This window comes from Enterococcus hirae ATCC 9790 (genome assembly GCF_000271405.2).
Lineage (GTDB): Bacteria > Bacillota > Bacilli > Lactobacillales > Enterococcaceae > Enterococcus_B > Enterococcus_B hirae.
This window is the reverse complement of sequence record NC_018081.1, coordinates 1,308,572-1,327,712: the sequence shown is the minus strand read 5'-3', so window position 1 is coordinate 1,327,712 and position 19,141 is coordinate 1,308,572. Positions and strand designations below refer to the sequence as shown.

The following is a 19,141-nucleotide window of genomic DNA, read 5'->3' as shown; positions in this document are numbered from 1 at the left end:
TCTTCACTCCCTTTATTTTACCTCAAATCAGAATAAACGAGGAAGCTGGTGCTTTATTTTAAAAGTCCCCCAGTCCTTTCAATAAGGATCCTCCCTATTAAACTTAGCCTGAATATGAGTAAACTCGTTTCCTTTCACTTTACGGTTTACGGCGTTCTAAATTAGCGTTACCATAAAGTGGATTGTCCTAATGTATGGTATAATTAACGAACGAAAAATAAAAAAAGGAGGCCGTTTTATGCAGCAACCTTTAGCTTATCGGATGCGTCCACGAACGATCGATGAAGTCGTAGGACAAGAACATTTAGTTGGTGAAGGAAAAATTATTCGACGAATGGTTGATGCCAAAATGCTGTCTTCCATGATTTTATATGGTCCACCAGGAACTGGTAAAACCAGTATTGCTAGTGCGATTGCTGGCTCAACCAAATTTGCCTTTCGCATGCTCAATGCAGCAACTGATTCCAAGAAAGACTTACAAGTAGTTGCCGAAGAAGCCAAGATGAGTGGCACTGTCATTCTCTTACTTGATGAAATCCATCGTCTTGATAAAACGAAACAAGATTTTTTGCTCCCTCATCTGGAAAATGGACGGATCATCATGATTGGCGCAACAACTGAAAACCCCTATATCACGATTAATCCTGCTATTCGCAGTCGAACACAGATTTTTGAAGTAAAACCCTTAAACGAATTAGATATCCAGCAAGCGGTTCGATCAGCTCTAAGTGATAAAGAGCGTGGGCTTGGTAATCTAGCTATTGAATTAGACGAAAACGCTTTGCTTCATCTATCACGGGCAACGAACGGCGATCTTCGAAGCACACTCAACGGCTTGGAATTAGCGGCTCGTTCGACCGAGCCAAATGAACAGGGGATCATTCACTTAACGCTAACGATCGTTGAAGAATGTATCCAACGAAAAGCACTTACTCATGATAAAGATGGAGATGCTCACTATGACGTGATTTCAGCATTTCAAAAATCGATCCGAGGAAGCGATGTTGATGCAGCACTTCATTATCTAGCCCGCTTAGTTGAGGCTGGTGATCTGGCAAGTATCTGTCGGCGCTTGATGGTGATTGGTTATGAAGATATCGGTCTAGGAAATCCTGCTGCCGCAGCTAGAACTGTCAATGCTGTCTTAGCTGCTGAACGTCTAGGACTTCCCGAAGCAAGGATTCCTTTAGCAGATGCCGTAGTTGATCTTTGTCTCTCTCCTAAATCAAATTCTGCTTATGCCGCTTTAGATGAAGCGATTGCTGATATCCGCTCAGGCAACGCTGGCGAAGTGCCCGATCATTTACGAGACAGTCATTACCAAGGAGCCAAGGCATTGAATCGTGGGATTGGTTATCAATACCCTCACAATTTTGATCAAGCCTGGGTGAACCAACAATATTTACCCGACAAATTAAAACAAGCGTCTTATTATCATCCGAAGACTACAGGAAAATATGAACAAGCCCTTGGGCAACAATATCAGCGAATCAAAGAATGGAAAAAATCAGGAGGCAATAAGCCAACGACATAGACTTGATTTTCCATGAGCGCTCTCATTGCTCTTTTTATTTCCATATGCTACTATAGAGGTGGGAAATCTGTGATGTTCGAATTGTCCTCTTTGTGTGTTGACCGAACATTTTTATTGATATCTTGGGACCCGTCTTGTGTCACTGCTGGTAACATGCCTTATCATTTGGTAGTTCGAGGCTACGACCGTGGGACCCACCTGCTTGAATTCGCGGGATCAATACTACAGGACGAACAACGGCATTAACGGAGATTACCATTTTTTGAAGATTAAGGGGCTATGCCAATTACTTGGTACAGCTCCTTTTTTTTCGAGTAGATCCCTTGAAAAACATTATTTGACCAATCTTTAGACTTTTGGAGGAATTTCTATGATTCAACTTTTAATGGGCATTGCCGCATTATTATTATTATTTGTTAGCTATTATTTATTAAAAAAACAACCCATCTTTTTCGTATTAATAGAAGAAACAGAAAAAAATCGTGGCTATTTACAATTCTATGGTGCCATTTACGCTTTCCTAGGGGTATTAGGTATTTTTGTCGCCTTTTTCAATCAACGATTTATTGCTTTGGCTTACCTGCTCTTGGTCATTATTGTTGCTTCTGTCTTCAGTTTTACTTTCGCTCGGAAAATGGTCAAACCAAACAGTAAATAATTCTCTTTTTGTTCAACTTGTTTTACAATAGAATTATAAATGATTGATTTATCTGAAGGAGTGAATGCTTATGTTACAACAGTACAAAAAAATTATGGTTGCCGTAGATGGCTCTGATGAAGCTGAATTAGCTTTTAAAAAAGCCGTAAACGTTGCTATCAGAAATAATGGAGAACTTTTATTAGCACACGTGATTGATACTCGTTCTTTCCAAACCGTTTCATCATTTGATGGCATGTTGGCAGAGCAAGCAACTGAAATGGCGAAGCAAACGCTAGCTGATTATGAAGCAAATGCTAAAAAAGCGGGATTGAACAATGTTACTACCGTGATTGAATACGGCTCGCCGAAACAAATCATCGCTAAAGAAATTCCTGAGGATAACCATGTAGATTTAATCATGTTAGGTGCAACAGGATTGAATGCTGTTGAACGTCTATTTATTGGTTCTGTTTCAGAATATGTGATTCGTAACGCTACTTGTGATGTTCTAGTGGTACGTACTGATTTAGAGAATAAATTACCTGAAAAAGAATGATTAATTACTAAACAAGAGAGTGGGACAATAGTCAGAAAAAAATCTGATTATTGCCCCATTTTTTTTTGATTTTAAGGTACACAAAAAGCACACAACCTTGTATGATTAAAGTGCCTAAACAAAAATCAAAGGAGTGTGCCTTATGTTTAAAAATTATACCATCAACCAAACAACTTTACCACTAGATGTAGAACATTATATTCCAGAAACGGATGTTGCCTTTGCGGTTCACTCGTTAGTAGAAGCAATCCCGCAAGCGCTCTTCAACCAAATTGAACAACAGCTGGGACGTCCAGCCTATCACCCCAAAATGATGTTGAAAATTCTTCTTTATGCCTACACGCAACGTGTTTTTTCTGGCAGAAAGATCGAATTTTTATTAGACGATAGTTACCGTATGCGTTGGCTAGCCAATCATGAACAAGTGAGTTACCGCACGATCAATCGATTCAGAAGTCAGGAAACGACAGCTCAGCTTCTAGCAGAGGCTTTTGTGTTGTTTCGCCGTCAACTGATAACCAATCAAGTGATAGATAATGAAGCCATCTTCGTTGACGGTACGAAAATTGAAGCAGACGCCAATAAGTTCAGCTTTGTTTGGCGTAAAGCCACCACTCGGTATGAACGGTTGTTAGATGAAAAATCAGAAGCTTTTTATCAAACGCTTTATCAAGAGGAAATTCTTCCTTGCTTAAAAGAAGAAAGTCAATCCGATGGATTGACGAGCGACCAGTTAGAAGAAGTCGCTCATCATTTAGAAGCTGAACTCCATGAAACACAAGTACAATTAACACATGAAAAATGCAAAGAAAAGCAAAGTCAACTAAAGAAAAAAAGAAGAATGTATAAAAAATATCTCCGACAGGTACAAACGGATTATCTGCCAAGAAAACAAAAGTATGAACGGTATGCTCAACTATTTCAAGAACGAAATAGCTTTTCAAAAACAGATACTGATGCCACCTTTATGCGGATGAAAGACGATTATATGCGAAATGGACAGCTCAAGCCAGGTTATAATTTACAAATCGCCACCGAAAATCAGTATGTTTTGAGCTATGAATTATTTCCAAATCCCACAGACACCAAAACATTGAATCCATTTTTAGACAGTTTTTTAGACCGACATAAGGAGTTACCGGAGTACATTGTGGCAGATGCAGGGTATGGTAGCGAAGAAAATTACATGTATATCAACGATGTTCTACATAAAACTCCCTTAATTACATATGGCAGTTATCACAAAGAAAATAAAAAGAAGTACAAGGATAATCCGTTTAACGTGGAGAATTGGCGTTATCTTGAAGAACAAGACACCTATATTTGCCCAGCGAATCGTCCGGTACCGTTCAAAAATTATAGTCGCAGAAAAGATAAAGGTGGCTTTATTCGAGATTTCAAAATCTATGAATGTGAGGATTGTCGGAACTGTTCAGTTCGTCGTCAATGTACGCGTGCGAAAAGTGAACAAAAGCGAAAAATTCAAGTAAATAATAATTGGCGCTATTTCAAAGCAGAATGCAGAAAAAAGCTTTTAGAGGAGAAAACTGGTTCGATTTATCGGAAACGAAAAATGGATGTCGAACCCGTGTTCGGACATCTAAAGGCTCATTTGGCGTTCCATCGTTTCCATTTGCGTGGGAAACAAGGAGCAACGATTGATATTGGTTTGGCACTGATGGCATTAAATTTAAGAAAATTAGGAAAATATATGGAGAGGAAAGTGCGCAAAACAGAAAAAATAAGTTCGATTTTGACAATAAACATCAAAATCGAACTTATTTTCTTTTTGAGAAAGAACTATTGTCCCACTCTCTTTTATTTATTTTTACATATGCTAAAGAGCTTGGCACGTTCTTTTGTTCCAAGCTCTTTTTTAGATTATTTATCCAATCAATCATTTTTTCTAACCTAATCGATTTCATGATAAAAATATTTCTTTGCCATCAATTCGCCTATTTATTTCCTTTAGGAAGTACAATAATGTGCGCATCATTATAAGCTTTTTGTGCTTCTTGTACTTTCGCTAATAGTCTGTCTTTATAAGGTCCATCCACAAGACGGTGGACAAGATTCAATGCAGTATTAATATCATTTTGAGTATTGTTTGTACTTGGTTTACCATTAAAAAACAGACGATCCACCACTGGCGTTGCGTTTGATACAGCAATTAACTGATCGTATTTTTCATGCAATTCATTGGTCGTATAGCCTTCTAAAAATGGAATGTTTATATAAGGAAGTTCACCTAGTTTTTCTGCAAGATCGATCATTTCTTCTGTTGTAAAACTACCTTTAGGATTACCGATATCTCCATCAATAAAGTGTTTATCCATCGTCTCATTCGCAACTTGCCATTTTTGCATCAATGTATCGTATGCTTTTTGTGCTTGATTGACTTTTTCCAATAACGCTGTTTTTTGATCACTATCTGGTAAGCTTTCGACTTGTTGTTTCGCCGCATCAATTTGAGCTTTAGTATTGCCTACTTTTGCTCCATTTCCATCAAATAGATTATTGACTGCATCAGTAGCATGTTGAATCACTTCATCTGCAAGTGTATTCTTCTGTTCCGGTACTGGCACACTTGATGCGTTCTGTTCTTTTGTAGTGGAAGATGTTGTTGTTTCTTCTACTTTTTTATTTTCTTTTTCTTCTGAAGCGTGTGTTTGACTTGTTTCACTCGCCTGACTTGATTGATTTGATTGATTTGCTTCTTCTTTTTTCTCATTTTTTTCCGAAGTAGTAATAGTGATGCCTTCTCCCGCCCCATTTTGATCTGCATGGACCATTGGTGTCACTACTCCAGATAAACTAGATAATACTAATGCACTCGTAGTTGAAAACGACACTAAATTCTTTTTCAAGTTCCCCTTTTTCAATTAAAAACCACCCTTTTTTGTTTATTTGATTTAAGGAAATAATAACCTATTCGGGCTCGCTATTTTTTTTAATTATTTAAAAAAAAATGTCATTTTTTTAAATAGACTATTTTATAAAATAAAAAACAATGTTAAAGTTACTCACTTCGGTAAAAAAATTTTTGTTTGTGACACTGGCTGTTCTTCTATTTCTATTCAAGTAACTTTTTATACGAGTCGTTAATGCTTCAGCTATAAAAATAGTCAGTCTTTATTCGTTGAATCAATGAAAACCACTTGCTTACTAACGATTTCTTTTTCTTGTTCATCTAAACTAATCAAAGTAATAGATTTAGTTAGCGCCGATACCTTGTTTTTCGCGTAGACTTCAAATTGATTATCCTTTAACAATTTAAATCCTGGAAAATACTCTTTTCCATCCACTACTAACTTAAATTTCTTTACTGCCCCAGCATAGGTACCTGTAATATATTCATTTCCTAATTTATAGTCATTTATATCTAAGTAGGGAGATTGGACTCTAACTAAACCAGATTTTAACAAATCTCCTTCTGAATTCAGAGCAACCAAAACGACTCTTTTACTTCCACGTAATATTTTATCTTTCGCATAGACTTCAAATTGATTATTCGCTAATCGTCTAAAACCTGGAGTGTATTCTTTCGTGCTTCCTGTGGTCCCCACCCTCAATTTAAATTTAGCAACATCACCAATAAACTCACCTTTGACATAGTTTTCTCCTAATGTGTAATTGTTAATGGTGAGTTTCGGTGCTTGAACTGAAACGTTTTGAGAACTTGTCTCTTTTCCTTTTTTATCAAAGATTTTTACTGTGACTGAAAAAATTGAAGGCGGAATTTTCTTTCCAATATAAAGTTTGAACTGATTATTTGGTAACAAAGTAAAACCTGGGGTATATTCTTTATCGCCAACAATCAATTTAAATTGATTGATTTCCCCTTCATAAGCACCAGTCATGTATACGTTCCCATAAATATAGGGGTCGATTGTACAGGAAGGAGTTTTTTCGTCAAATTCTTTTTGTCCATTTTTTTCTTTAGAATTTGTCATTTTAGTCTGTTTTGAATCATACATTTCTTGCGCTTGAACAATTTTTTCAAATAATTTTGTTTTTTGTACACTTTCTGTTAATTCCATTACTTGTAGCTTTACTTCATTAATTTTTGCTTGGGTATTACTTGTTTTTGCTCCTATTTCATCAAACAGAAGTTTCACTGCCTCAGTCGCTTTCTTAACGTTTTGATCATTAGGAATGTTCGTTTGTTTCACATCTGAATGTTCACCTGAAATATTTGCCTGGCTGATTTCACTTTTCATTGTTTTCTTTCCTGAGACTTCATTTTGTTCTGCGTATACAAATGGACTGGCAGTTATAGATGAATTAGCTAATATTAGTACACTCATAATCGTTATCGTTAATCGATTTGTTTTTCTCAATTCAATCTCCTCCCTTTTTTTCATAATACTTTATTTTATTTCTATATTTTTTATTGATTTAAAAAAGAACATTTCTTTTTTTCAATCAATCACTTTTTATAGACAAAACAAAAAAACGAAGTGAACAATGTTCACTTCGGAAAAAATTTATTCTTAAAATTATGATACGTTCGTTACACTATTTCATACCTAAAAAAGGCTAACAACTATTTCATTAGAATATTTATTTACGTAAACGTTCCACGTCACGAGCGATCATTAATTCTTCATCAGTTGGAATGACAAGTACTTTGACTTTTGAATCTTTTGTGGAGATATCTAATTCTTCCCCACGTTTTTTATTCATTTCAGGATCAATTTCACAACCAAACCATGTCATCCCTTTAATGATTTCACTACGGACGTGCCCATCATTTTCGCCAATTCCAGCAGTGAAAACAATTGCGTCAACGCCGTTCATCGTTGTCACATATCCACCAATATATTTACGGATACGGTCTACAAAGATGTCATATGCCAAATGGATATGTTCTTGTTCATAGTTTTTCTCAAGATCACGCATGTCACTTGATAAACCTGTTAGACCTAACAAACCTGATTTTTTGTTTAAAATGTTGACCATTTCATCAATATCAATCTCTAATTTTTCCATTAGATAAGGTAAAACAGCTGGATCAATGTCCCCTGAGCGTGTTCCCATTGTTACACCTGCCAGTGGTGTGAATCCCATCGAAGTATCAACTGATTTTCCACCATCTACTGCCGTAATTGAAACACCATTCCCTAAGTGACAAGTGATCAATTTCAACTCTTCGATTGGTTTCTCTAACATCTTAGCCGCACGTTCTGCTACATAGCGATGACTTGTACCATGGAAGCCATATTTTCTTACTTTGAAATCTTCATAGTAAGAAACAGGTAAGCTATACAAATAACTGCTTTTTGGCATTGTTGCGTGGAATGACGTGTCAAACACAGCCACACTTTGGATATCAGGTAAGATTTTTTTAAATGCTTTGATACCCATTAGATTAGCAGGGTTATGCAATGGTGCAAACTCTGCCAATTCTTCAATGCGATCCATCACAGCTTCATCCACGATTACAGAATCAGCATAAGTTTCTCCACCATGAACCACACGATGTCCTACCCCAGTGATTTCATCGTAAGAACTTAAGATTTGTAATGCAATCAGTTGATCTAACAACATTTTTACTGCTACTTCATGGTCATCGATGTCCATGATTTTCTCGAATTTTTGATCTTCACCATATTTGATCGTAAAAATTGAATCTTCTAAACCGATTCTTTCGACAATTCCTTTAGCAATTACGGTTTCTTCTGGCATTTGATATAGCTGCCATTTTAAACTTGAACTTCCAGCGTTGATAGCAATTGTTTTAGACATATAATTCTCCTTCTTAGTGCGTGATTAAAGAGAAGACGATTTCCATGTTTCAAATTCTTTAAAAAATTCAGTCACCTTCTCTGGTTTCTTTAGTGAATCAAGTTTTACAAGTAATACTTCTTGTGCTTGTTTTGCCTTTGTTCCTTTTTTCTGCAAGATCAAAATACTTTTTTGTGATTGCTTGTTACGGAATAATTCATCTGGTAATTGGATCATTCCTTGAAGATATCCTTCTTCTTTAAACCATCTTTTGACTTCTTCACTTTGTTCTGTTTCTAAGAAGTTACTTGGCATCAAAAACAGACCGAATCCATCTGGTTTGACATACTTCATTGCCTGTTCTAATAGCAGATGATGGGCATAACTATGCCCTTGTGTGGTGCTTGTTAAAAACTCTTTTGCTTTTTGATCATTCGGATAATAACCAATCGGTAAATCGCTGATAGCTACATCCACTGGATCAATCAGTAATTCTTGTAAGCCATCTTGGTGAAAATATTGAACATTCGCCTGAGTCAGATCACTTGTTGAAGCAGCAACCGCTAATAACGTATCGTCAATATCTACACCCATCCCTTCCGCTTGGTATCCCGCACTTGATAGGTTTAAAAGAACTGTTAATAACAAGTTGCCCATTCCTGCTGCAATGTCCAAAATCTTGATTGGCTCTTCTTTATTTGTGAATAGCTGTTCAATTAAAAAGACAAATAAAAAACCAATACTATCTGGAGTAAGTTGATGGTTCGCTTGAAGATGTTCTGTCTGACTCCCCTTTAGTAACAGTAGTTGTGACAGACGGCGCCACTCTTCTGGTTCAAAGGAAAGTTGACTGAGTTCTTTATACAAAGCAGAAATCTGTTGCTTGATTTCTTCAGACGGTACTCCATCTACCACTCGTACTTGATAGTTGTCGATTAAGTTTTCAGCATTTTCGACATAGGCTTCTAAAAAGGAAGTTCCCAATGCATTTTGTAAAAGCTGAATCGCTTTTAGGTTTTGTTCAAACCCCTGTTCCATTTTTTCTGGTAACATGGTGCACCTCATTTCTAGATATATTATAACAATTATTTTACCTGTTTAATTTTAACGAACTATGAGCAAAATTTCAATCGTTTTCACACTTTTTTGTTTGTGAAATAAAAAACATAAACGTTATGTAAACAGCGGTAACACAGAAAAGAGTGCGTTTTCATGGATTCACTCACTTTCTGTGTTACTTTCTGTATCACTGTTAAGCATTTCTATGAACTGAAAATGCTGAGATTCGATCTGAATTTCGATCGTTAGCTGATTCGCTTTTCTTTTGTAATGAGCCTTTCCTAAATTATATTGATACATTCCCTGTTCTTTCAACTCGTTACTTTCAGATAAAACCATTTGTTTGATTATTTTTGCTACATAATAATTTTTGATGCGTTGGCTCAAATCTACTGTCGAGCGATAAGTTTGTACAATGATCGACAATAATGAACTACAAACTAAAAACAATAGTAAGGTTGAGAATAAGATATTACTACTGAACCCCTTGTTATGCTTTTTATGATAGTGGCTTGGTCCAAATCCCCTCATACTTCTCTCCGTTTATAAATTCGATTAAAAATGTGATAGCTGCAGTAGAATCTCTCACTTCCCAATGCTTGACTTGTGTTAACACAGGTTGGTGTCCCCCTGATACTTCTCGTTTACGTATCAACGCATGATATTGTTCAAATAAATAGGTTTTCTTTTCCATCTCATAATAAATACGGTTATCTTTAATGACGACATTTTTTCCTTTTTTTATTTCTTCTTCAAACTGAGCTAAAAAAATCAGCCACTCTTTTTGATCCTTTTGTTGTAAATATTGTTCCACTTTCGTTGTTTGCGTGATTAAAAGACTGATTGAAAGTAAAACAGCACTTAAAATGGCAAGCGAAATCAAACATTCAATCAGTGTAAAGGCAGCTTTATTCTGGTATTTTGGTAATCTCAATCACTTTGTCTCCTTGTGTGAGCTTCACTTTTTCGATCTTTTTCTTTTTAGCGGTTATGGTTGTCTGACTATCTGGTCCATTTAACGTTCGGTTCGGTATTTGTTCATACATTCGGTAGGTTTTTACATCTTCATATAGTCTGCGAAGTAATAAGATTTCCTGATTATTTTGCTTTTCTGCTGTTAATAAATACAAATTCCCGTGACTGACAAGAAAGATACACGATAAGGTAATGGATAAAGCCATTACTGTTTCTAATAGAATAAAAGCATGTCTATTCGATTTTTTTAATATATCGGCCACTCCCTAGCTGAAATTGATAAACGATTGTTTGTCTTTTATTTGTCCAATAGAACCGATAGGCTTGCAATGAACTTTCATTGCCGGTTCCCGAAGCGAATATGAGCTTTTCCATCTGTTGGACAGTAATTTCATCTGGCACCTCTAAAGTTGACCAACCGAGATTTGGATTAGGTACGTCAAAAACAATTTGATTCTTTGATTGATCGTAAAAGATTCTTGTAGCTTGTTGGCTGACAATGGCTATTTTCTGCGTGGCATATATCCGACTTTCAAATTGTGCAAAAAATTGCTCTATTGTCATCTGCTTTTGCCAAGCTGAGACTGAAAGTGAAGGGAATAGAAATAATCCTAAAGTGATCGTCAAAACAAATAAGGTTTCAATCAAAGTATAACCAGTAAGGCAAATTGGTTTATTTGCGGTTATAGGCATCTGCATGTTCTTGCTTTATATATCCCTCCTTTAAGAGTTCTGCGATCGTTGGGACTTTCCCATTATTTTGCAAAGAGTACAATTCTTTTTGAGCATCGACCAATTGCATCACTGCTTGTTTGCCTTCTCGATTGACATGATCTCGATAGCGGGAAATATTAGGGATGAACAAGAGAACTAATGCGCTGATTACTAATAAGACGATCAGCATTTCGATCAACGTAAAACTTTCAACATTCCTTAATTGTTTTCGTCTGAAATTGACTAGATATTTCATAATAAAACCTCCTCAATGTTGCCATAAACCGGCAGTAAAATTGCTGCATAAATCAATAGAATCAAGCTGGCAATTCCTAGAAAAAGGACTGGCTGTATCCATGAAAGTCCACGGTTTACCTTTTGGAAAAAATGCTGTCTTGCTAATTTACTGTAAAACAAAAGTTCTTTACCTAAGTTTCCTTTTGCTTCCCCTTGTAAAACGATTTGACTAAATTCAGCCGTTAAAAATGAATAAGTCTCAAACTGCTGTGCTAAAGAAATTCCTGATTCTAACCCTTTTGTCAGACGAAATGCTAATAGTTGGATCAAACTCCCTTGTTTTGTTTCTTTCAAACAAAAAATAATTTGGCGCAATTCTAATCCCTCGTAGAATAATTTTCCAAATTCTAAAGCGATATAAGAAGACTGGTAGAGGGAAAACAGCGAACCAATCAATGGTTTGTTGCTGAACCATTCCCCTCGTTGAATCATATCCATTTTTAGGAGCCTGATCTTGATAAACAGACATAATAAACCAACAGACAGTAAAACAAGAAGAACATACCAATGAAAGGACTGCAAAAATCGGATTCCCCAATGCGTATCCATGACCATTTCCGAAGTTAATAACTGTGGCAAAATAAATTGGCGTAATGCAACTAAGATCCCTAATAAAAACAAACACAGTAAACACGGATAACTGATCATCTTTTTTAATTCTTTTCGAAATTCTGCTACGAGACGAAATTGTTCTGCCATCCCATTCAATGTTTGGATCAAGTTCCCATGCGCACTGGCTAACTCGATTTGCACAAGCTTGTCTTGAGTAAAACCCAATGCTTGTAGAACCTCATAAAAAGAATGTCCTTCTTGCAATAAACGGTGTCCTTGCTGTAAATAAATATGGGGGACAGGTGTGATCTTCAACAATATTTCCGTTGCTTCTTGAATACTAAATCCATGGTCAAGTAACTCCCCCATCAGTCGAATATACTTTGCTTGATGGTTCAGTGACATTTTCTTAGAAGGCAAACGATCGCCAGCGACTATTTTTTGCTTCTTCATAGCTTTGGTCCCACCCTTTCCTCTCAAAATCATTGTAGGTAAAGTTGTAACCCCATAAAGCCGCTGCTGCTTGTGTTTGGTCTAAAAGGATTTCTTGGTAGATTACGCCAGATAAACATTCAAAAAACTCATCGCTTCTGCCAACTAATTCAAGAATTCTCGCTTCGGTTCCATCTAAATGGCGGGCATGAACCGTCGCAAATACACGGTGACCTGTCAACGCTGCTCGAATTGCTACATTCGCTGTCTTGCTATCTCTGATTTCTCCAATGATCAATAAATCTGGACGATGACGTAATGCAAGCTTCAGCAATTCCTCATACGTTTGTTCGATTTTGTCGTTTACTTGTAATTGTAAAAAGGCTGTTTCTTCAATTTCTACTGGGTCCTCTATTGTAATTACTTGTACCTCTTTGTCTTGTGCCAAATAGTACATCAAAGAAGTTTTTCCTGATCCAACTGGTCCGCTGAACAAATAGAGCCCACGCTTTTTACTCCGCTCATTGATCACCTTTAAATCCTCAGGACAAAAACAGCGGAACTGTTTTTCAGACAAATCATAAAGTAATCGAATCACCAAACTTTCTCTTTGTAAGTAATCACCTACAGAAGACAGTCTCAGTCTGACCTCTTTTTCTTTTAAGACGTAAGTCATTGCACCTAATTGCGCTTTTCTTCTCTCACCGATATCCATCTCTCCTAAATATTTAAAGCGTGAGATTAATTGTTGTCCAATATCTGATGCAATACTTTTTTGGAATGTTCGTTTTTTACTATAGCGGTAATAAATATTGAAATCAGTTTGATTAGGCATTATATAGATATCTTGAACACGTTTTTTATAACTTTCATTAATGAGATCATCTGATATCTCCTTTATATCCATCTTATCCCCTCCATAAAAAACATACGTCTTTTTTCTAATACTATTTTATTTTTGTATCATTAAATGCTAAAAGATGGGCAAAATCCGAATTTATGTTATACTATTAAAAATTTATTTTGGAGGGAACATGGTGGAATCATTACGAACAAAGCATATTTTAGTCGCTGGGAAAAAAGAACCAGCTGATCTGGTAATCAAACATGCACAAATCGTCAACGTTTTTACAAAAGAAATCCTAACCGGTGATGTTGCGATTTGTGACGGTAAAATCGTGGGGATCGGTCAATACGAAGGCAAAGAAATCTATGATGCAAAAAATCAATACCTCGTACCAGGACTTATTGATGGGCATGTGCATATCGAAAGTTCACTTTTATCTCCAAGCGAGTTTGCAAAAATTTCTTTATTACATGGCGTCACCTCGATAATTACTGATCCTCATGAAATAGGAAACGTAGCAGGAAGTATTGGGCTTGATTTTATGATTGAAGATGCCCAATCCGTACCAATGAATATTTTTATCATGCTGCCATCCTGCGTTCCTGTAACACCATTTGAAACAAGCGGCGCAGTGCTAGACGCCCAATCATTCATTCCTTTTCTTGATCGTCCTGAAGTGTTGGGACTTGCTGAAGTGATGAACTACCAAGCTGTTGCAAATAACGAAAAAACCATCATTGATAAATTACAATTGATGCATGAGAAAAATATGAAAATCGATGGTCATGCAGCTGGTATTCAAGGAGATGAGCTAAACGTCTATTTGACGGCTGGTATAAAAACCGACCATGAAGCGACTAACGCACAAGAAGCAAAAGAACGTCTAGCTTTAGGGATGTATTTAATGATTCGAGAAGGGACAGTTGCAAAAGACCTCGAAGCACTCCTTCCCGTTGTAACACCAGAAAATTCACGACGTTGTTTATTTGTCACGGATGATAAACTGATCGATGATCTGGTTGCAGAAGGCTCTATCGATCACATCATACGCCAAGCAATCCATTTAGGAATGGAACCATTACAAGCTATTCAAATGGCCACACTAAACGCTGCCGAATGTTTTGGCTTAAGTCAGCTAGGCGCCATCGCACCTGGCTATCAAGCTGATTTCTTCTTAACCAATGATTTAACGACTCTTCCAATCAATACTGTCTTTTCTAATGGAAAAATCGTGGTAGAGGATGCACAATTGAATCTGGAACAATTTCCGAGACAAAAAAATACTTATGCTCAAAAATTACCAAAAATGGATGTGAAACCATTAACGGTCGATTCTTTTGCTTTACCACTTTGTACTGAAAAAGCCCACATGATCGAAGTCATTCCTAATAGTTTATTGACCAATGATTGTCTCGTAGAAGTAGACACAAAAAACGGTGTCTTTGTTCCTTCAATTGCCAACGACCAACTAAAAATTGCTGTGATCGAACGTCACCATCGAACAGGAAATGTTGGCGTTGGGATCGTTAAGGGATTTCAACTAAAGAAAGGAGCTCTTGCAACAACTGTTGCGCATGATTCCCATAACATCGTCGTGGTGGGAACGAATGACGAAGATATGTTAATAGCAGCAAACCAATTAATCAAAAAAGGTGGCGGAATGATCGCTGTTGCAGATGGTCAAGAGTTAGCTTGTTTGCCATTACCAATCGGTGGTTTAATGTCACAAGAGCCTTTTTTAGCTGTGAATGAGCAGTTAGTTTCCTTAACTAAAGAAGCGCATGCGCTAGGTGCCAGTCAATCATTCGATCCATTTTTGACACTCTCATTTCTAACATTATCTGTCATTCCCGAGTTGAAGATCACGGATAAAGGATTATTTTCATTTTCTAAATTTAGCTTGATTGAACCTTCTATAAGATAAATACGAACATACTTTGTCCCAGCAATTTTTTCTTGCTCGAACAGCTGCATCTACAACCAAAAAAGCAACCGAAACAAAAATGTTTCGGTTGCTTTTGATTAAATGAAGTCATTATTTCTTCGTTTTATCTGGAAATTGAGCTTCAACACGATAGATTCTTTGACCTCTTGAAGAAAATTTTTCTTCGTATTCAGTCATGATATTTCCTTCATATTTACTTTGATGTAAATCTAACCATACTTGTTTGATGATCATGCCGTATTGAGAAAAACTAGCTAATGAATATTCAAATAGTCCTTGGTTATCTGTTTTAAAATGGATTTCTCCTTTAGGGCGTAGAATTTGTTCATCCACCGCTAAAAATGTATGATACGTTAACCGGCGTTTTTCATGTCTTTTTTTAGGCCACGGATCAGAAAAGTTCAAATAGATTTGATCAATCTCACTATCTGCAAAATATTCCGTCAACGCTGAACCATCAACATGCAATAGTTTTAAATTTGGTAATGGTTGTTCAATTAATTTATCTAAAGCAATTGATACAACGCTGACTTGCATTTCTACCCCGATATAATTGATTTCAGGATGAGCCTCAGCCATTCCTGTGATAAACTGACCTTTTCCCATACCAATTTCAATATGGATCGGCTGCTCATTGCCAAATAGTTCGTTCCACTTACCTCTCCACTTGGTTGGTTCACTTATTACTAGATCTGGATGCGCTGCTAGCATTTCAGCAGCACCTGGGCGATTACGTACACGCATGAAAACTCCATTCCTTTCTTTCCTAAAAAAATAAAGATCAGACAAGTGATGTTCTACTCTTCTGATCTTAACTCTGAATAAATAATCGACAATAAATGCTTTATTCGTACACCGTACTCATTCTTTTTGACTCTTTGCTCAACCACTAAAAATTCTTTTCAACTGTAAGATCTCTTCATTCATTCGTCGATGATCTTCACGCTGACAATATCGGGTAATCTCTTGTAAAAGATTCATCGCAGCATACCAATGTAATTTTTCTAATATCTCATCCGTTGGGCGAATCCCATAAGTAACGAGCCATTGATTCCAATTAGATAATGGAACATAATTCCCTAAAATCGTGGCAATATCCACCGCTGGATCAGCAAACATAATTGAATCCCAATCAACTAGATACAAATAATTTTTGCACACTAACCAGTTCCGATGATTGACATCTCCGTGTACAACTGCAAAGTTCTCTTTATCCATCTGTGGAATTTGTTGACGCAAAAACTGGTGAACGATTTGTAAAAATCGATTCTTTCTGAGTGTCTCAGGTAACTCCAGTTCATATTGTTGCAACATTTTTTCTGGTGTCATCACTCTACCACCGATCCGAGTCAACATCGTTTTAAGTGAAGCAGAATGATGCAAATGATACAAGACATCAATAACATCATTTCGCTGGCCGATCTCGGTCGGAGTTAATAAACGTCCTTCTAGCCATTCCTGTGCTGTTAAGGTATCGCCATTTCCTGTCCGTTTCGTCCATACCAGTTTTGGTGTAATTCCTTCTCGGGATAGTGCAGCAAGCATTGGAGTCGTATTGCGTTTAATAAAGACCTTATCTTCATCGCGCATGCCTATGTATGTTTTTCCCGTATCACCTTTGATTGGGCGTAAACGCCATTCTTGGTCTAACTGAAACTCCATCATGCATTCTCCCGTCCTCTAAACTCTATGATTTGCAGTACTTATTATTCTAGTCGCCTAAGCCCCGAACGTCAAGCACATATACGTTCTTTTTTCCTGTATTCCTCTCTAAAAAACCATCTTTTATCAAAAAAACGAGAGAAAAAGCAAATCTGCCTTATTCTCTCGTTTTTTCACCTCTTTTATTCGTTCATTTTCTTGATCCGAGTCGGTGTATAGATTTTAATAAACAAGCCGATGACAATCAAATAACTGATAATCGGTATGAGTTTGTCTAGACCATTTAATACGATCGCACCAATCAATCCAAAAAGACTAGCGGCAATCAGCAAAAGATTTAACAATAACTTTTGCAGCGCAACCTCTTTTTGCTTTTCCGTGATTGGATAAAGTTGGACAAGTGTCATGTAACGAAATTGATTGTATAAAGGAATCACTTGGAATCCGATCAAATAGATAAAAAGCGCCCCAATAGCAGTTATAAAATAAACATCTTCAATACCCGCAATCAAGATACTTCCAATCAACACTAAGCGTAAGAAAAGACCACTGAAATCAGAACCTCTAATAAATCTTCTGACATAAAGATAATAATAAGTATTATCTTTCGTTTTCTTCGTATGTTGAAGCAACGGGTCTAAATACCTTCTTCTTTTGACTTTAGAAGTGATTTCCGGCACGTCAGTAAAAAGATTGATGAATTGATAGATTTGATGTAAACGTTGCTCTTCTTTTTGTATCATTTTTTCCCAATCCAACCGATACGTCATATTTTTCCATAAAAACCAAAAGTAAATATTTAATTGAATCAACATAGCTAACAATCCAAGCCAGAGCCATCCATAGACCGTAAGCAACAAGATCAGCAATGTCGAAAGATACCAAGAAGCTTTCCATACCATCAATTTTTTCTCTTCAATTCGGAAAAGCTCCACTCGTTTGATTTGTAGTTGACTACTCTTCAATCCCCAGAGAATCAGTAAATAAACGAAATAAAAAGAAAAAGGCTTCCCGGTTGTCACAACCACGAGGGGCATTGAAAAGCCACAAGCTAGTCCTAAGAACAGAACAGGAAATAGACTGGAATAAAGAAAAGCTCGTTGGAGATACTGATGCATCTCCTTTTCTTTCGGTAGTAGAAAAACCAGATCGGCCGCTTGCGTGAAAGTGGCAAATTTACCAAAAAACAAACAAATAAACCAAAAGATCGTAAGGATAATCCCACCCATTTGAAAAGGAGTCGTTAACGTTTTTAACCAGTTTGAATAGTAAAAGCCGACTCCGCCAAATAGAAATAAGCAAACCAATACAAAATGATCATTTAGTACATAACGCAAATACTTCATCATTTTTTTCTGGTGTTTTGCTAATCGCAATTGAAAGAAATTATTCATGATCCTGCTCCTTTGTCAAGGAGATATAAATTTCATCCAGTGAAGAATCAGGTAGTCGGAATTCCTCCTGTAAGTCTTTTAAGGTTCCATCTGCACGTATTTCTCCATTGTGCAGAACTACAAAACGATCACAATATTTTTCTGCCGTAGCTAAAATATGCGTAGACATCAAGATCCCTGAACCTTCATTTTTCATTTCTACCATTAGTTCTAAAAGAGCATTGATTGCTAATGGATCTAATCCTAAAAAAGGCTCATCAATAATGTACAAAGAAGGCTCGATCAAGAAAGCACACAAGATCATCACCTTTTGTTTCATCCCTTTTGAAAAATTGGCTGGCAACCATTCCAAGCGATTCTCCAAACGAAACGTATGTAACAATTTCTCAGCTCGTTGCATCGCTATATCGATTGGAATATCATAGGCCATCGCAGTCACTTCGATATGTTCTCTTAAAGTTAGTTCTTCATATAAAGAAGGCGTTTCAGGTATAAAACCGATTTGTTTTCGGTATTCTTCAGTATTCTTTTTCAAACTCAGATCATTAATCGTGATAGATCCTTTTTTTTGTTCTAAGAGGCCAATGATATGTTTGATCGTTGTACTTTTTCCAGCGCCATTTAAACCGATCAATCCTACCATTTCGCCAGGCTGTACACTAAAACTAATATCTTTTAAAACAGGTAGATGTCCATAGCCACCTGTTACATGTTCCACAATTAGACTCATAATTTTTCCTCCGTCGTTCGATTGTTTTTATTATACCATGAAGAAAACGAAGTCAATTTATTTTTTTTCATACAAAT

General features: G+C 36.6%; 20 protein-coding genes and 1 other RNA gene. 6 read left to right on the top strand and 15 right to left on the bottom strand.

From position 1 onward, the window contains the following. The first annotated feature begins 238 nt into the window (after positions 1–238). The 5 genes from EHR_RS06345 (at position 239) to EHR_RS06330 (ending at position 4,645) form a co-directional block, all read left to right on the top strand. Positions 239–1,534 carry a replication-associated recombination protein A gene (locus EHR_RS06345; protein ID WP_010720886.1) on the top strand — a complete coding sequence of 432 codons (1,296 nt, stop codon included), beginning with the start codon at positions 239–241 and terminating at the stop codon, positions 1,532–1,534. Between the two features lie 61 nt (positions 1,535–1,595). After that, positions 1,596–1,790: non-coding RNA, 6S RNA (ssrS, locus tag EHR_RS13775), on the top strand. A 114-nt stretch (positions 1,791–1,904) separates the two neighbouring features. Continuing rightward, positions 1,905–2,192, top strand: a complete 288-nt coding sequence (locus EHR_RS06340) for a hypothetical protein (protein WP_010720887.1) — start codon at positions 1,905–1,907, stop codon at positions 2,190–2,192. A gap of 70 nt (positions 2,193–2,262) precedes the next feature. Then, positions 2,263–2,730 carry a universal stress protein gene (locus EHR_RS06335; RefSeq protein ID WP_010720888.1) on the top strand — a complete coding sequence of 156 codons (468 nt, stop codon included), beginning with the start codon at positions 2,263–2,265 and terminating at the stop codon, positions 2,728–2,730. A gap of 142 nt (positions 2,731–2,872) precedes the next feature. Beyond that, complete coding sequence (locus EHR_RS06330) at positions 2,873–4,645, top strand: IS1182 family transposase (RefSeq protein WP_010737080.1); 1,773 nt, start codon at positions 2,873–2,875, stop codon at positions 4,643–4,645. A 40-nt stretch (positions 4,646–4,685) separates the two neighbouring features. On the opposite strand, the gene EHR_RS06325 is transcribed toward EHR_RS06330, so the two are convergent. From EHR_RS06325 to comGA, 11 genes are all read right to left on the bottom strand, one after another. Next, entirely contained in the window at positions 4,686–5,612 is a 927-nt protein-coding gene (locus tag EHR_RS06325; RefSeq protein ID WP_010737079.1) for a toxin Cry1Ac domain D-VI-related protein, read from the bottom strand. Positions 5,613–5,855: 243 nt separating this feature from the next. Beyond that, positions 5,856–7,070, bottom strand: a complete 1,215-nt coding sequence (locus EHR_RS06320) for an immunoglobulin-like domain-containing protein (protein ID WP_010737078.1) — start codon at positions 7,068–7,070, stop codon at positions 5,856–5,858. 223 nt (positions 7,071–7,293) lie between these two features. Continuing rightward, the gene (locus EHR_RS06315) at positions 7,294–8,478 is read right to left on the bottom strand and encodes an acetate/propionate family kinase (protein ID WP_010737077.1); all 1,185 of its coding nucleotides are present in this window, start codon (positions 8,476–8,478) and stop codon (positions 7,294–7,296) included. A gap of 24 nt (positions 8,479–8,502) precedes the next feature. Beyond that, entirely contained in the window at positions 8,503–9,510 is a 1,008-nt protein-coding gene (locus EHR_RS06310; protein ID WP_010720892.1) for a class I SAM-dependent methyltransferase, read from the bottom strand. Positions 9,511–9,675: 165 nt separating this feature from the next. Continuing rightward, a complete protein-coding gene (comGG, locus tag EHR_RS06305) occupies positions 9,676–10,047 on the bottom strand; it encodes a competence type IV pilus minor pilin ComGG (protein WP_010737076.1) in 372 nt (123 codons plus the stop codon). Further along, entirely contained in the window at positions 10,016–10,450 is a 435-nt protein-coding gene (gene comGF, locus EHR_RS06300; protein ID WP_010737075.1) for a competence type IV pilus minor pilin ComGF, read from the bottom strand. Before comGF ends, comGG begins: the two co-directional genes overlap by 32 nt. Continuing rightward, the gene (locus tag EHR_RS06295) at positions 10,425–10,697 is read right to left on the bottom strand and encodes a hypothetical protein (RefSeq protein WP_014834442.1); all 273 of its coding nucleotides are present in this window, start codon (positions 10,695–10,697) and stop codon (positions 10,425–10,427) included. Before EHR_RS06295 ends, comGF begins: the two co-directional genes overlap by 26 nt. Positions 10,698–10,725: 28 nt before the next feature. Continuing rightward, entirely contained in the window at positions 10,726–11,184 is a 459-nt protein-coding gene (gene comGD / locus EHR_RS06290; RefSeq protein WP_010737073.1) for a competence type IV pilus minor pilin ComGD, read from the bottom strand. Continuing rightward, positions 11,165–11,461 (bottom strand): competence type IV pilus major pilin ComGC, encoded by a 297-nt coding sequence (gene comGC, locus EHR_RS06285; RefSeq protein WP_010720897.1) that lies wholly within the window; start codon positions 11,459–11,461, stop codon positions 11,165–11,167. Before comGC ends, comGD begins: the two co-directional genes overlap by 20 nt. Next, complete coding sequence (comGB, locus tag EHR_RS06280) at positions 11,458–12,507, bottom strand: competence type IV pilus assembly protein ComGB (RefSeq protein ID WP_010737072.1); 1,050 nt, start codon at positions 12,505–12,507, stop codon at positions 11,458–11,460. The genes comGC and comGB overlap by 4 nt, the downstream gene beginning before the upstream one ends. Continuing rightward, positions 12,464–13,393, bottom strand: coding sequence for a competence type IV pilus ATPase ComGA (gene comGA, locus EHR_RS06275; protein WP_010737071.1), 930 nt, complete (start codon positions 13,391–13,393; stop codon positions 12,464–12,466). The genes comGB and comGA overlap by 44 nt, the downstream gene beginning before the upstream one ends. Positions 13,394–13,520: 127 nt before the next feature. Between comGA and ade the strand changes: the two genes are divergently transcribed. Then, entirely contained in the window at positions 13,521–15,257 is a 1,737-nt protein-coding gene (gene ade, locus EHR_RS06270; protein WP_010737070.1) for an adenine deaminase, read from the top strand. Between the two features lie 111 nt (positions 15,258–15,368). Here ade and trmB read toward each other — a convergent pair whose 3' ends face one another. From trmB to EHR_RS06250, 4 genes are all read right to left on the bottom strand, one after another. Further along, positions 15,369–16,022, bottom strand: coding sequence for a tRNA (guanosine(46)-N7)-methyltransferase TrmB (trmB, locus tag EHR_RS06265; protein WP_010737069.1), 654 nt, complete (start codon positions 16,020–16,022; stop codon positions 15,369–15,371). 138 nt (positions 16,023–16,160) lie between these two features. Further along, positions 16,161–16,943 carry a phosphotransferase family protein gene (locus EHR_RS06260; protein WP_010720902.1) on the bottom strand — a complete coding sequence of 261 codons (783 nt, stop codon included), beginning with the start codon at positions 16,941–16,943 and terminating at the stop codon, positions 16,161–16,163. A gap of 179 nt (positions 16,944–17,122) precedes the next feature. Continuing rightward, positions 17,123–18,334: an ABC transporter permease gene (locus tag EHR_RS06255; protein WP_010737068.1), complete on the bottom strand. Its 1,212-nt coding sequence runs from the start codon at positions 18,332–18,334 to the stop codon at positions 17,123–17,125. Further along, positions 18,327–19,064, bottom strand: a complete 738-nt coding sequence (locus EHR_RS06250) for an ABC transporter ATP-binding protein (RefSeq protein WP_010720904.1) — start codon at positions 19,062–19,064, stop codon at positions 18,327–18,329. Before EHR_RS06250 ends, EHR_RS06255 begins: the two co-directional genes overlap by 8 nt. Positions 19,065–19,141: the final 77 nt, after the last annotated feature.